Origin of the sequence: Hydrogenophaga sp. (genome assembly GCF_026125785.1) — a bacterium.
GTDB lineage: Bacteria > Pseudomonadota > Gammaproteobacteria > Burkholderiales > Burkholderiaceae_C > Hydrogenophaga.
This window is the reverse complement of record NZ_JAHCKL010000013.1, coordinates 29,609-43,153: the sequence shown is the minus strand read 5'-3', so window position 1 is coordinate 43,153 and position 13,545 is coordinate 29,609. Positions and strand designations below refer to the sequence as shown.

Below are 13,545 nucleotides of genomic sequence, written 5' to 3'. Positions count from 1 at the left end.
CCTCCGCGCGGTGCGCCGTGGATGCGGGCGCTTGTGGAACCACCGGGCCGCGCTCATGCGGCATGCTCCCAGAAGTCCTTGCGGCACAACCCGCGCGCGGCGCAGTATTCGCACACGCGGCCTTCACCCAGCGCGGGCATGGCTTGCCCCGCTGCCACCCGGGCCATGTCATGCACCAGCCCTTCGCGCAAGGCCTCGCGCGCGGCCAGTACCTCTGGCTGCTCCACCAGCAGCGTCGGCGCATCGCGCGGTCCATCGCCGCGCCGGTCGGTGATGCTGAGGTAGGCCGCGCGCAAATTCTCATCCGGCATGAGCGCGGCGTAGAAGGCCAGTTGCGTGTCCTCCAGCGGCAGCTTCACCCGGTCCAGGGTTTTCTGGCGGTTCTCGGTCTTGTAGTCGATCACGATGGGGATGCCGCCCTCGGGGCTGTCCTGCCGATCGATGCGATCGAGCTTGCCCAACAGGCTCCAGGGGCCGATCTTCACGGTCAGTTCGGCCTCGGCGCGCTCGAAACGCGGCCCACTGCCGGAGCTCGCGGCCTCAAACCCGGCCAGCCAGTCCAGGTAGCCCTCGCGCAGGGCCGGCCACAACGCCTGGTACGGCAAGAAGCCCGCTTCGCCCTCCCCACCCTGCAAGCCCATGGCCCGGGCCGTGGCATCGGCCAGGCGGTCCAGCGCGTCACGGTCGGCCTCGCGGCCTGGCCGGGCGTCACCGCGCTGCTCGTGGAACGCGCGCAGCACGGCATGCAGCCAGTTGCCCATGTCGCGCTGGTCGGGTTCCGCGTCCAGTTCGGCGGTCTCGGCCAGCCGCAACTGCCGCAGCGCATAGAAACGGTAGGGGCAGTCGCGCAGATCCTGGTAGGCACTGGCCGACAGTGCGGCGGGAAGTACGTCTGCGGCGCTGGGTGCCGGCGGTGGGTCGACGTGGGGCGTCAGCGCGCGCAGGCCCCTGGGATCCTCGGTCGGTGCCGGCGAAAACCCTTGCAGCCAGCCGCTGGGCTGGACCGACTCGCCACGGTCCTGCGTGCGCCAGAGCAGGTCCAGCTCGGGCCACTCGCGCGCATGCAGCCAGGCCAGTTGCGCCGCCCGGGCCAGGGTTTCGCGCGACGGCAGGCCCAGCCATTCGCGCTGCGCGGCCGTCCATTCACCGGGTGGCTCGGGGCTGGGGTTCAGATGAACCTCATCGCAACCGGGCATCACCGCGGCCGGGAAGTGCCTGCCGAGCAACTGCGGCAGCGGCAGCACGACCACCATGGCCTCGCCTTCCTGGCGCGGCGTGAAGCTGGCTCCTTCAAGGACATCGCGCACCCAGGCAGTGAAAACAGCCAAAGGCATGCGCGCGCCACGCGCGCGCCCATCGGCGGCGGCGATGCCCTGCCCGACGCTGACCAGTTCCATCGCGGCACCTTCGTTGAGCCTGAGCACCTGCAGCATCTGCTGACCGGCCGGGTCCGCGTCCAGGCGCGCCCACAACCCGCTCTCCCGCAGGGCAGCGGCCAGATCCTCCAACCAGTCCGGCAACGGGCGGCTGGCACCCAGGCCTTCCAGAAGCGCCGCCAGCCCTTCGGGCAGCAGCGTGGCCAGCGCATGATGGCTGCGCGCGGCACTCCAGCGAGACACGCCCAGTTCGCGCGCCTGGTGTTCAAAGGGGCGCACCTGCGCATCGGCCCAGCGCGGCGCCTGCTTGAGCAGATCCAGCACGTCGTCCATGGACGCGCGCGCATCCGCGGCCCTCAGCAGGCTCATGAGACCTGCCGCTGCGTGCGTGGTCGACAGTTTCCAGCCGGTCTCGTCGCGCACAGGCAGTCCCACTTCGTGCAGCATGGCGCTCACCCGACGTGTGAGCAGGCGGTCGTTGGCGATCAGTGCCACCGGCGCGCAACCAGCGTTGATCCGCGCGATCACACAAGCCGCCGCCCGCTGGGCCTCGTCCTCGGCGTCGCCACAGGCATGCTGGCGTGCGGCTGGCACCGGAACCCCGGCCTCACTCGGTTCATACAGCGGCAGCACGCTGGCCCGCTCACCCCAGCGCATGGCCAGAGCCTGGGCCAACGGGTCCTGCTGAAACCCTTGCAGCACCACCAGCAGGTCGGCGTCCTCGCCAGGGCGGGCACACTCACCCCAGAGCACGTCGGTGGCGAAGGCGGAAGTCCCCACCCAGGTCAATGCCAGCGAGGCGAGCAGGTTTTCCCACTGCAAAGAGGGCTGTCCCAACGCCGCCGCCTGGCGCAACCCGTCGGCCCAGGCCAGCCGATCCTGGGGCCGCACAGCGGCCGCCAGAGGCGCCAACTGTCGCGCGGCCTCGACCAGGCGGCTGGCCATGACGGCCCGCAGCCCGGCTTCCGTGCGCACGGGCGCCACACGGTCGACCAACGCCGCGGCCACCAGACTGTCGCGCGCCATGTCCAGCCCGATGTCTCCGGGTCCCGGCGCGAACGGCTGGAGGGAGGCTGCCCAGTTCCGGCTGGATTCGAAGCGCGGAGAAAAACCACTCGGGCAGGCACAGGCCCAGGCGCGCCGCCCTGGCTCCATCAGTTGCGCATAAGGCACCAGAACCACCACGCGCCCCGGCGACACGTCGCGCTCGGCCATCAGTTCCCGCAAGCGCGCAATGGCCCGCTGCCAGAGCCGCTCGGAAAGATGGACATCCCGCACCGCGCCGCCCGGCCCGTGGGCCTGCGGCGGGTGGTCGCGGGATGGGCTCACAGGCGTCATGAAAAAGGGGTTTCTGTCACAATGGTGCGGAGTCTGTGCGCAGAGGGTGCTCCACCCCGCTGTATCCGCCCAGGCAATGGACCAAACTGTAACCTCCCCGTTCAACGCTAATTAGGATCAATCATGGCCAGCGACCTGATCAAACACGTTTCCGATGCGAGCTTCCAGGCCGACGTGCTGGAAGCCAAGGCGCCGGTGCTGGTGGACTTCTGGGCCGAATGGTGCGGCCCCTGCAAGATGATCGCCCCGATCCTCGACGAAGTGGCCGGCTCCTACGACGGCAAGCTCAAGATCGCCAAGCTCAACGTCGATGACAACCGCGACGTGCCCGCCAAGTTCGGCATCCGCGGCATTCCCACGCTGATGCTGTTCAAGGACGGCCAGTTGGCCGCCACCAAGGTCGGCGCGCTGAGCAAGGCGCAGCTCACCGCCTTCATCGACCAGCAACTGGCCTGACCCCATCCCCGATGCCGGCCCCGGTGCAACGCCCGGGCCGGCTTTCCCCAGGCCCTGTTTTCCTGTCATAATTTGCGCCAGCGGGCCTGACAGACACCCGCCCATCTTCTAGCGCACCGTCCGCCACCCGGACGCCGGCGCCCCCTCCCCCGGTTACTGACTCAACTCCTCCCCGGAGTGAATTCCATGCACCTCAACGAACTCAAGGCACTTCACGTGTCTGAAGTCCTCAAGCAGGCCGAAGCGCTCGAAATCGAGAACACGGGCCGCATGCGCAAACAGGAATTGATGTTTGCGATCATCAAGAAGCGCGCCAAGGGCGGTGAACTGGTCTACGCGGATGGCGTGCTTGAAGTGCTGCCCGACGGTTTCGGCTTCCTGCGGGCGCCCGACACCAGCTACACCGCCAGCACCGACGACATCTACATCTCGCCCAGCCAGATCCGCCGCTTCAACCTGCACACCGGCGACATGATCGAAGGCGAGGTGCGCATCCCCAAGGATGGCGAACGCTACTTTGCCCTCAACAAGCTCGACAAGATCAATGGCCTGCCCCCCGAGGACAACAAGCACAAGATCATGTTCGAGAACCTCACGCCGCTGTTCCCCAAGGAGCAGATGCGGCTTGAGCGGGACATCAAGAGCGAAGAGAACATCACCGGCCGGGTGATCGACATCATCGCGCCCATCGGCAAAGGTCAGCGCGCCCTCATCGTCGCGCCGCCCAAGAGCGGCAAGACGGTGATGATGCAGCACATATGCCATGCGATCACGGCCAACCACCCCGAGGTCGTGCTCATGGTTCTGCTGGTCGACGAACGCCCTGAGGAAGTGACCGAGATGCAGCGTACGGTGCGCGGCGAAGTCATTGCCTCCACCTTCGATGAACCTGCCGCGCGCCACGTGCACGTGGCCGAGATGGTGATCGAACGCGCCAAGCGCCTGGTGGAACTCAAGAAGGACGTGGTGATCCTGCTCGACTCCATCACCCGCCTGGCCCGCGCCTACAACAACGTGCTGCCCTCCAGCGGCAAGGTGCTGACCGGCGGTGTCGACGCCAACGCCCTGCAGCGCCCCAAGCGTTTCTTCGGCGCGGCGCGCAAGATCGAGGAAGGCGGTTCACTGACCATCATCGCCACCGCGCTGGTGGACACCGGCAGCCGCATGGACGAGGTGATCTTCGAAGAGTTCAAGGGCACCGGCAACTGCGAAATCCACCTCGATCGCCGCCTTTATGAAAAGCGCGTGTTCCCCTCGATCCAGCTCAACCGCAGCGGTACCCGCCGCGAGGAGCTCCTGCTGCAGCCGGAGATCCTGCAGAAGACACGCATCCTGCGTCAGTTCATGTACAACATGGACGAGATCGAGGCCATGGAAATGGTGCTCAAGAGCATGAAGTCGACCAAGAACAACTCCGAGTTCTTCGACATGATGCGAAGGGGCGGCTGACCCGCTGCGCTCGTCTGGCGGCGCTCCCGTGGATGGTGGCGCCGAAGACGGTATAATCCGAGGCTTTGCACATTGCGGAAAGTACGGGGAAATGGGTTCCCTGCGGCTGCCGCACCTGACCTGAAAGATCCGCCATGAAAGAAGGCATTCACCCGAACTACCGCGAAGTCTGCTTCCAGGACCTCTCCAACGGTTTCAAATTCGTGACGCGCTCCTGCGCCAACACCAAGGAAACCATCAAGATGGAAGACGGCCGCGAACTGCCGCTCTTCAAGCTGGATACCTCCAGCGAATCGCATCCCTTCTACACCGGCACGCAGAAGAGCGTGGACAACATGGGCGGCCGCGTCGAACGCTTCCGCAACCGCTACGCCAAAGCCGCCAAGTAAGCGGCCCTCTGCCCCGGCAGAAAAAGCAGCCTCGCAGGCTGCTTTTTTTTGCCCTGAGGGCACCCGTCACACGCCCGTGACAGGCCTTGTATATTTCCTGCAGTGAATCAGCCCACCCCAGCCATCGTCAGCCAGTCGGCCGTGCGGCGCCTGCCCCGGCTGGCGCTGGTGCTCTTCTGTGTGGCCTATGTGCTGCCCGGTTTCCTGGGTCGTGAGCCCTGGAAGAACGACGATGTCTCGGCCTTTGGCGTGATGCTGGAGCTGGCCGGCGGACGCAGCGCCTGGTGGTCACCCGAAGTGCTGGGGCTGGCCGCGGAAGAACCCGGGCCTTTGCCCTACTGGCTGGGGGCGCTGTTCATCCGGCTGTTGCCGTTCCTGTCGCCCGAATTCGCGGTCCGCGTCCCGTTCGGTCTGCTGCTGGCCCTGACACTGGTCTGCACTTGGTACACCGTCTACCACCTCGCTCGCCAGCCGGCTGCCCAACCGGTGGCGTTCGCGTTCGGCGGCGAGGCCCATCCCAAGGACTACGCCCGCGCGCTCGCTGACGCCGGGCTGCTGGCGTTGGTCGCCTGCCTGGGCCTGGCGCAGCTCTCTCATGAAACCACGCCGGATCTGGCCAGACTGGCCCTGGTGTCTCTGCTGCTCTTCTCTGCCGCCCGCATGGCCCACGCCGGAGGCCGCAGGCCAGTACGCAGCGTGGTCGCCTGGGCACTCGCCACCTTGTCTCTGATGCTCAGCGGCGCTCCCTGGACCGCACTGGCCCTAGGCGCGGGCCTGCTGGCGGTACTCTGGCTGGCCCGGCGCGGCCCTGCCGTAACGCCGGAGACCGACTGGCTGATGGCCTCCCCGGCCTCCGGGCAACCTGACGCCCTGCGCTGGAGCAGCATCGCACTGCCTGCTGCGCTGCTCCTGGCCTGGCTGGCCGGGCAAGTGCCGCCACCCGAGTTGTACACACCTCTGGCGGATGTCCAGTGGCGAAGCTGGTTCAAACTGCTGATCTGGTTCACCTGGCCCGCCTGGCCACTGGCGCTGTGGACACTGTGGCGATGGCGCTACCAATTGCTGCGGCCACACGTGGCCCTGCCGCTGTGGGCCACCCTGGTGAGTGTTTTCAACAGCGCATTTGCGGATGAGCGCGACCGTGCGCTGCTGCTGGCCCTGCCGGCCCTGGCGGCGCTGGCGGCCTTTGCGCTGCCCACGCTGCGGCGCAGCGTGTCCGCCTTGGTGGACTGGTTCACGCTGCTGTTCTTTTCCAGTTGCGCCCTGGTCATCTGGGTCATCTGGTTCGCCATGCAGACGGGTGTGCCCGCCAAGCCGGCGGCCAATGTGGCCAAGCTCGCGCCCGGTTTCGTTCCGTCGTTCTCCCTGGTGCTGTTCGCCGTGGGCGCGCTGGCCACCGCTGCATGGATCTGGCTGGTGGTCTGGCGCGTGGGCAAACACCGCCAGGCCATCTGGAAGAGCCTGATCCTCCCGGCCGCGGGCAGCACGCTGTGCTGGCTGCTGCTCATGACGCTCTGGCTGCCGCTGCTGGACTTTGGTCGCAGCTATGGCCCGATCTCGCGCGGCATCGCAGGCATCGTCGACCGCACGCAATGTGTACTGGTCGATGGCCTGACGCAGGCCCAGATCTCGGCACTGCAGTACCACGGCCAGATGCAACTGGTGCGAAGCAGCGCCCCGCAGGCAGGCACATGCCGCCACATGGTGGTCTCACCGGACACGCAGCCCACGCTGGATCAACGTGTGGACCTGACCCAGTGGGCGTTCAAGGCGACCGTGCGGCGCCTGACGGACAACAAGGAAAGCTTGCTGGTTTACCAGCGCATCAACCGCTGACGCGCTCGCGCACGCGGGACGCCGGCAGCGCGATCACAAAGGTCGACCCCTCGCCCAATGTGCTTTGCACCTCGATGCGGCCACCATGGCGCTGGGCAACGTGCTTGACGATCGCGAGCCCCAGGCCCGTACCACCTGTCTCCCGTGAACGGCTGCGGTCCACACGGTAGAAGCGCTCGGTCAGGCGCGGCAGATGCTCGGCGGCAATGCCAGGACCGCTGTCGGTGACGAAGAACTCCGCCCCACCGTCTTCCCGCATCCGCCAGCCGGCACGGATGCGGCCGCCGCCCGGCGTGTAGCGCACGGCGTTGCTCAACAGGTTGGACATGGCACTGAGCAGCTCGGTCTTGGCGCCGGACACCCACAGCCCTGGCCCGGCCACCGCGTCGATATCGTGAGGCGTCTGAGCGATGGCGAGCGTGAGGCCTTTGGCCTCCTGCAGTACATGGGTGAGCAGTTCCTCGGCATCAATCCACTCGCCCTGCCCGGGAGCAGGACTGCCTTCCAGCCGCGAGAGCGTCAGCAGGTCGCTCACCAGTGTCTGCATGCGCTGCGCCTGCTGGCTCATGAGCTCCAGGTAGCGCGCCCGGTCGGCCTCGTCCAAAGGAATGGTTTGCATGGTCTCCACGAAACCGCTGAGCACGGTCAGTGGCGTGCGGATCTCATGCGAGACGTTGGCCACGAAATCACGCCGCATGGCTTCCGCCAACTGCACGGCCGTGACGTCGCGCGTGAGCATGAGCTTGCGCTTCTTGCCGTAAGGATGAAGCTGGGTGGATATCTTGGTGGGTTGCGATGGTCGGGGACCGGGACCATCGATCTGGATCTCGAAGCTGTAGTCACCGCCCGCGAGGTAGGCGGTGAATGCGGGATTGCGCACCAGGTTGCGCACATACTGACCCAGGTCGCGCTGGGGATCGAAGCCGAGGTGATTGGCCGCCGTGAGATTGGACCATTCGATGCGACCGCTCGAGTCCAGCAGGATCACACCGTTGGGAGACGCCTGGATGGCGGCCAGAAAGTCCTCGAGCCGCGCATCGCTGTTCTGGGCCTTTTTCTCCAGCTTCTTGATGAGCTTGCGGCAACGGTCAATCACCTCGCCCCAGGTGCCGCCGATGCGTGGCGCCCGCGCGCTATCGGCCTTGCCCAGCCAGCGCACCACGCGGCGCGCGCGCAGGCCATCGATGAACGACCAGGCCAACGCGCCCGTCAACCCGCCAGCAAAGGTCCAGCCGGCTGAGCTTTGCACCCAGCCCAGCACCGCTCCCAGCGCCACCAGGAGCAGCAGCTCGATCGCACGCCGGGTCATGCGGCGGGAATCGCGGTACCTTGAGCCGGCTTGCCGGTGTTGTTCATCGCCGTCAGGCGGTAGCCGGCGCCTCGCACGGTCTCCACCATGCCGGACGCCTCGCCCAGTGACTCTCTCAATCGCTTGACATGCACGTCCACGGTGCGCTCCTCGATGAAAACATGGTCTCCCCAGACCTTGTCGAGCAGCGTACCACGGGTGTGTACCCGTTCCGCATGTTTCATGAGGTAATGCAGCAGCTTGAATTCTGTCGGCCCCACCTTGAGTTCCGAGCCGCGAAAACTCACCCGGTAAGTCGCGGCATCCAGCGACAGTTCGCCGACCTGTACCGAGTCGTTGACGACTTCGGGTGCACGGCGGCGCAGCACCGCACGAATGCGCGCGAGCAACTCCTGGGTAGAAAAGGGTTTGGTGATGTAGTCGTCGGCGCCGGCATCGAGCCCCTGGACCTTGTCGGTCTCGTCGCTGCGAGCGGTCAGCATGATGATGGGGATGGCCTTGGTGCGCTCGTGCTTGCGCCAGCGCCGCGCCAGTGAAGCACCGCTCTCGCCCGGCAGCATCCAGTCCAGCAGGATCACATCTGGCAACACCGCATCGATTTCACGCTGGGCCGCCACACCATCGAACACCACGGTGGGCGCAAAGCCGTTGTGGCGCAGGTTGACCGCGATCAGTTCGGCAATGGATGGCTCATCCTCGACGACCAGGATACGGGGCAGTTTCCTCATGCCACGCCTCCAGCGTCAACCAGCCTCACGGCCGCATGTTCTGAACATCTGCACACCACTTTCATCCGACCACCGACTCCACTTTGGCCATGGGCGTATGGCGCACGTCCTCGCCCTTGACGATAAAGATGATCTGCTCTGCAATGTTCTTGGCGTGATCGCCCACGCGCTCGATGGACTTGGCCAGAAACAGCAGGTCCAGGCTGGGAGAGATGGTGCGAGGATCTTCCATCATGTAGGTGATGAGCTTGCGCAGGAAACCGTTGTACTCGTTGTCGATCTCATTGTCACCCTTGATGATCGCCACCGCCATGGTGGTGTCCAGCCGGGCAAAGGAGTCCAGCGCCTTGCGCAGCAGCGCCGCCGCCAGGTCGGCGGCCACGCGCAGTTCGGAAATCGGCAGGCTGCGGGGAGATCCGCCTTCGATGATGGATTTGACCATGCGACCGATGCGCGCCACCTCATCGCCTGCACGTTCCAGGTTCTGGGTGGTGCGTGAGATGGCCATCAGGAAACGGAGGTCGCGCGCGGTGGGTTGACGGCGGCCTATGGTCGAGATGATCTCGTGATCGATCTGCAGCTCCATCTGGTTGATCCGGTTCTCGTTCTCGATCACCTGCTCGGCCGACTCCAGGCTCATGTTGACCAAGGCATAGACCGCCTGGTGCAGTTGGGATTCCACCAGGCCGCCCATTTCAAGCACCTGCGTGGAGATGGAGTTCAGTTCGACATCGAACTGGCTGGAAATGTGTTTGTCGCTCATGGGGTGTCTCCCGAAAGTGTGCCGATCAGCCGAAGCGCCCGGTGATGTAGTCTTCCGTGGCTGTCTTGCTGGGCTTGAAGAAAATCTGTTCGGTGGTGCCGAACTCGACCAACTCGCCCAGGTACATGTAGGCCGTGTAGTCGCTGCAACGCGCCGCCTGCTGCATGTTGTGCGTGACGATGGCGATGGTGTAGTCCTGCTTGAGTTCATGCACCAGCTCTTCCACCTTGCCCGTGGAAATCGGATCCAGCGCGGAGGTGGGCTCGTCCAGCAACAAGACCGAGGGCTTGACCGCCACACTGCGCGCAATGCACAGCCGCTGCTGCTGGCCACCGGAGAGCGAAAGGCCGCTCTGGTGCAACTTGTCCTTCACCTCGTTCCACAGCGCCGCCTTGGAAAGAGCCCACTCCACGCGATCGTCCATGTCGCTCTTGTCCAGGCTTTCGTAGAGTTTCACTCCGAAGGCGATGTTGTCGTAGATCGACATCGGGAACGGCGTGGGCTTCTGAAACACCATGCCGATACGGGCGCGCAGCAGGTTGATGTCCTGTTTGGGATCAAGAATGTCCTGGCCATAGAACAGGATCCGGCCTTCGGCACGTTGCCCCGGGTAGAGGCTGTACATGCGGTTGAGGGTACGCAGGAGCGTGGATTTTCCACAGCCTGAAGGCCCGATGAAAGCCGTGACCTTGCGCTCCTCGATATGGAGGTTGACGTTCTTCAGACCCTGGAACTTGCCATAGTAGAAATTCAGGTCATGCAACTCCAGCGCATTCCTGGCCGCAGGCTTGGTGGAGGGATTGGGGGCGAGGTCGGGCATGGTCATGTCCATGGCGTGGGTTTCGTGTGTGACGTGAAGGGGTGGCGAGGCTCAACCGGCTTTCTTTTCCCGCAGGAACACGCGGGCCACCACGTTGAGCAGCAGCACCGAGAGCGTGATGAGAAGCGCGCCGGCCCAGGCCAGGCGAATCCAGTTGTCGTAGGGACTGAGCGCGAACTGAAAGATCACCACCGGCAGGTTGGCCATGGGCCCGCCCATGTCGGTGCTGAAGAACTGGTTGTTCAGCGCGGTGAACAGCAGCGGCGCGGTCTCCCCGCTGATACGAGCAACCGCCAGCAGCAGGCCGGTCATGACGCCGCTCTTGGCCGCGCGCAGCGTGACCATGGTGGCCACCTTCCAGCGCGGTGCGCCGAGGGCGAACGCCGCTTCGCGCAGGCTGCCGGGCACCAGGCGAAGCATGTTCTCGGTGGTGCGCACGACCACCGGCACGGCGATCAGCGACAGCGCCAGGCTGCCCGCCCAGCCCGAGAATTTGCCCACCGTGGCCACCGCAATGGCGTAGACGAACAGGCCCAGCACGATGGAGGGAGCCGAAAGCATGATGTCCGTGACAAAGCGGGTGAGCTCGGCCACCCGGCTGCGGTCACCGTACTCGGCCAGGTAGATGCCCGCCAGGATGCCGACCGGCGTCGACACCAGCACCGAAAACCCAACCATCATCAGGCTGCCCACGATGGCATTGGCCAGCCCGCCGCCGTCGCTGCCCGGTGCCGGCGTGGAATGGGTAAACAGGTTCCAGTCCAGCGCCTTGAAGCCGTTGGAGAACAGCACGCTCAGGATCCAGAGCAGCACGAAAAGGCCCAGCACCATGGCCCCCATGGACAGGGTGAGTCCGACGGTGTTGGCACGCTGGCGGCGCTTGTAGAGGGTTCGGTTGAATTCCATGGGGTCGTCCGTTGCGTTGGAGGATCGTGGCCGACTCACAGGCCCTTGGCTTTCTCGGCGCGCAGCACCAGCACCTTGGCCGCAGCCAGCACCACGAAAGTGATGACGAAGAGCAGGAAGCCCAGCGCGAACAGGGCAGAAAGATGGAAGTCAGCGGCCTCGCCAAACTCGTTGGCCAGGGTGGACGCGATCGAGGTCCCCGGCGAGAACAGCGATGTTGGCAAACGGTTGGCGTTGCCGATCACGAAAGTAACGGCCATGGTCTCGCCCAGCGCGCGGCCCAGCCCCAGCATGACGCCGCCGATCACGCCCTTCTGTGTGTAAGGCAGCACCACGCGACGCACCACTTCCCAGGTGGTGCAACCCAGCCCGTAGGCCGACTCGCGCAGGATGGGCGGCACGATCTCGAACACGTCGCGCATCACGGCCGCGATGAAGGGCAGGATCATGAACGCCAGGACGATGCCCGCCGCCAGGATGCCAATACCGTTGGTGGCACCGCCAAACAAAGGCCCGATCAGCGGCATGCTGCCCAGCAGGCCCTGGATGCCAGGTTGCACGTGGTCGGCAAACAGCGGCGCGAAAACGAACAGGCCGAACATGCCATAGATGATGGAGGGCACGGCCGCCAGCAGTTCCACGGCGGTGCCCAAGGGTCGGCGCAGCCAGACGGGACAGTTCTCCGTGAGAAACAGCGCGATGCCAAACGCCAGAGGAACGGCGATCAACAAGGCGATGCCTGCGCTCAGCAGCGTGCCGACGATAGCTATCGCGGCTCCGAACTCTTCATTGACCACATCCCATTCGACGCGCCACAGGAAGCCGATGCCGAACTTCTGAAATGCCGGCCAGGCGTTGATGAACAGGGAAATGATGATGCCCAGAAGCGCCACCAGAACCAACAGGGAGAAGCCTTGCGTCACCCGGTGGAAAACGACGTCCTCGATGCGCTGCCGCCTGGCGATCGACAGCATGTCCGGGTTGCCCGACTCCACAGGCACTGGTTGCGAACTCATGGTGGTTCCCACGTTCATGTTGACTCCGTTGCGATGGCTTCAGCCAGGCCTGCTGCGGCACCCACCCGGGTGGATGCCACAGCCCAGCTTACTTCTGGATCTGGCTCCAGACCTTGGAGCGGATCTCGTTGGTCAGGCTGTCGGGCAGAGCCACATAGTCCAGATCGGCGGCCATCTGCTTGCCGCTCTTGAAAGACCAGTCAAAAAACTTGAGCACTTCGGCGGACTGGGCCTTGTCGACCGGCACCTTGTACATCAGGATGAAGGACGCCGTGCTGATGGGCCAGCTCTCGGCACCCTTGGCGTCGACCATGGAAACGCCCATGCCCGGCACGCTGAACCAGTCCACGCCGGCAGCCGCGGCGGCGAACGACTTGTCGTCCGGGCTAACGTACTTGCCGTCCTTGTTCTGGATCTGCAGGAACGGCATGTTGTTCTTCTTGGTGTAGGCGTATTCCACGTACCCCAGAGAACCCTTGACGCGGCTCACGTTGGCAGCAACGCCTTCGTTGCCCTTGCCGCCGACCGAAGACGCTGCAGGCCATTTGACCGCCGCACCCTTGCCCACCTTGTCCGCCCAGTCCTTGCTGACCGTGTTCAGGTAGTCGGTGAAGTTGAAGGTGGTGCCCGAACCGTCCGAACGGTGGATCACGGTGATGGCCTGGTCCGGCAGCTTCTTGCCCGGGTTGAGGGCCGCCAGCTTGGCGTCGTTCCAGTTGCTGATGGTGCCCATAAACATTTCCGCCAGCACGGGCCCCGTCACGCGCAGTTCACCGGGCTTGAAACCGTCCAGGTTGAACACCGGCACGGTGCCACCGATGATGGCGGGAAACTGGACCAGGCCGTCCTTCTCCAGGTCGGCACCCGACATCGGGGCGTCGGTGGCACCAAAGGCCACGGTCTTGGCACGGATCTGACGGATGCCGCCGGACGAACCGATGGACTGGTAGTTCAGGCCGATGCCCGTCTCCTTCTTGTAGGCCTCGGCCCACTTGCCGTAGACCGGGAAGGGAAAGGAGGCACCTGCGCCGGTGATGTCGGCGGCCAGGGCGGAGCCCATGGCGGCGGTCGCCATGGCGGCGGCGGCCACGCTCTTGAGGAAGGTGCGTTTGGTGAACATTCGAGACTCCTTGCGTTGGGTAAAGGGGAACAAGGAGGA

Annotated in this window: 12 protein-coding genes; 4 read left to right on the top strand and 8 right to left on the bottom strand. The window is 65.1% G+C overall.

The window, feature by feature from the left end:
- Positions 1-53 precede the first annotated feature (53 nt).
- Complete coding sequence (locus KIT53_RS13255) at positions 54-2,714, bottom strand: PD-(D/E)XK nuclease family protein (RefSeq protein ID WP_297753178.1); 2,661 nt, start codon at positions 2,712-2,714, stop codon at positions 54-56.
- A 123-nt stretch (positions 2,715-2,837) separates the two neighbouring features.
- Here KIT53_RS13255 and trxA point away from each other — a divergent pair, with 123 nt between their 5' ends.
- The 4 genes from trxA (at position 2,838) to KIT53_RS13235 (ending at position 6,844) form a co-directional block, all read left to right on the top strand.
- Positions 2,838-3,170, top strand: coding sequence for a thioredoxin TrxA (trxA, locus tag KIT53_RS13250; protein WP_297753176.1), 333 nt, complete (start codon positions 2,838-2,840; stop codon positions 3,168-3,170).
- 186 nt (positions 3,171-3,356) lie between these two features.
- On the top strand, positions 3,357-4,619 hold the full coding sequence (rho, locus tag KIT53_RS13245; protein ID WP_297753174.1) for a transcription termination factor Rho: 1,263 nt from the start codon (positions 3,357-3,359) through the stop codon (positions 4,617-4,619).
- Positions 4,620-4,753: 134 nt separating this feature from the next.
- The gene (locus tag KIT53_RS13240; protein ID WP_297753172.1) at positions 4,754-5,008 is read left to right on the top strand and encodes a type B 50S ribosomal protein L31; all 255 of its coding nucleotides are present in this window, start codon (positions 4,754-4,756) and stop codon (positions 5,006-5,008) included.
- Positions 5,009-5,110: 102 nt separating this feature from the next.
- The gene (locus KIT53_RS13235; RefSeq protein ID WP_297753170.1) at positions 5,111-6,844 is read left to right on the top strand and encodes a hypothetical protein; all 1,734 of its coding nucleotides are present in this window, start codon (positions 5,111-5,113) and stop codon (positions 6,842-6,844) included.
- Here the strand turns inward: KIT53_RS13235 and phoR are convergent.
- From phoR to pstS, 7 genes are all read right to left on the bottom strand, one after another.
- Positions 6,834-8,153 (bottom strand): phosphate regulon sensor histidine kinase PhoR, encoded by a 1,320-nt coding sequence (gene phoR / locus KIT53_RS13230; RefSeq protein ID WP_297753168.1) that lies wholly within the window; start codon positions 8,151-8,153, stop codon positions 6,834-6,836. The genes KIT53_RS13235 and phoR overlap by 11 nt on opposite strands.
- The gene (gene phoB, locus KIT53_RS13225) at positions 8,150-8,881 is read right to left on the bottom strand and encodes a phosphate regulon transcriptional regulator PhoB (RefSeq protein ID WP_297753166.1); all 732 of its coding nucleotides are present in this window, start codon (positions 8,879-8,881) and stop codon (positions 8,150-8,152) included. Before phoB ends, phoR begins: the two co-directional genes overlap by 4 nt.
- Positions 8,882-8,942: 61 nt before the next feature.
- Positions 8,943-9,644, bottom strand: coding sequence for a phosphate signaling complex protein PhoU (gene phoU / locus KIT53_RS13220; protein WP_297753164.1), 702 nt, complete (start codon positions 9,642-9,644; stop codon positions 8,943-8,945).
- A 25-nt stretch (positions 9,645-9,669) separates the two neighbouring features.
- On the bottom strand, positions 9,670-10,464 hold the full coding sequence (pstB, locus tag KIT53_RS13215) for a phosphate ABC transporter ATP-binding protein PstB (protein WP_297753162.1): 795 nt from the start codon (positions 10,462-10,464) through the stop codon (positions 9,670-9,672).
- A 51-nt stretch (positions 10,465-10,515) separates the two neighbouring features.
- Positions 10,516-11,370, bottom strand: a complete 855-nt coding sequence (gene pstA / locus KIT53_RS13210; protein WP_297753160.1) for a phosphate ABC transporter permease PstA — start codon at positions 11,368-11,370, stop codon at positions 10,516-10,518.
- A gap of 35 nt (positions 11,371-11,405) precedes the next feature.
- On the bottom strand, positions 11,406-12,386 hold the full coding sequence (pstC, locus tag KIT53_RS13205; RefSeq protein ID WP_297753158.1) for a phosphate ABC transporter permease subunit PstC: 981 nt from the start codon (positions 12,384-12,386) through the stop codon (positions 11,406-11,408).
- Between the two features lie 88 nt (positions 12,387-12,474).
- Positions 12,475-13,506, bottom strand: coding sequence for a phosphate ABC transporter substrate-binding protein PstS (gene pstS / locus KIT53_RS13200; protein WP_297753156.1), 1,032 nt, complete (start codon positions 13,504-13,506; stop codon positions 12,475-12,477).
- Positions 13,507-13,545 lie beyond the last annotated feature (39 nt).